At 74.7% G+C, this 661-nt stretch carries 2 protein-coding genes; both read left to right on the top strand.

Annotated features, from left to right (window positions below):
- Positions 1-133 precede the first annotated feature (133 nt).
- Positions 134-496, top strand: a complete 363-nt coding sequence (aroH, locus tag ACYVE9_RS29780; protein WP_461030974.1) for a chorismate mutase — start codon at positions 134-136, stop codon at positions 494-496.
- Positions 496-661 (top strand): 3-hydroxyacyl-CoA dehydrogenase NAD-binding domain-containing protein (locus tag ACYVE9_RS29785; RefSeq protein ID WP_461030975.1); only part of this gene is annotated, 166 nt, incomplete at its 3' end. The genes aroH and ACYVE9_RS29785, both read left to right, overlap by 1 nt.

Consider the following 661-nt stretch of genomic DNA (forward strand, 5'->3'; position numbering starts at 1 on the left):
GTCCGGGGCCGGCACCGGGCCCCGCGCCCGGCCGGCAACGCGCCGCGTCCCGAAGACCCGGGCGGGGCACGGCGGCACAGGCACAGGCAACAGCGTGGTCGGACGGCCGACCGGAAGCCAAGGGAGCGGCACAGTGGCGGTACGAGCGGTGCGGGGCGCCGTGCAACTGGAACGGGACGACGCCGAGGAGATGCGCGAACGCGTCGCCGAGCTGCTCACCGCCGTACTGGAGCGCAACGCGCTCGGCACCGACGACCTGATCAGCATCTGGTTCACCGCCACCCCCGACCTGCGCTGCGACTTCCCCGCCGCGGCCGCCCGCAGCACCGGGATGGCGGACGTGCCGCTCATCTGCGCCCAGGAACTCGACATCCCCGGCGCGATGCCGAGGGTCGTCCGGGTGCTCGCCCACGTCGAGACAGACCTGCCCAGAACAGCCGTGTCGCACGTCTACCTCGGCGCGGCTGCCGCTCTCCGCAAGGACATCGCCCAGTAATGCGCACCGCACTCGTCATCGGCACCGGACTCGTCGGCACCTCCGTGGCCCTCGCCCTGTCCGCGCGCGGCGTCACCGTGCACCTGCGGGACCACGACCCGGAGCAGGTCCGCACCGCGGCGGCGCTCGGCGCCGGCACCGAGGCGCCCGCCGAGGGACCCGTCG

The sequence above is a fragment of the Streptomyces sparsus genome, from assembly GCF_054776295.1.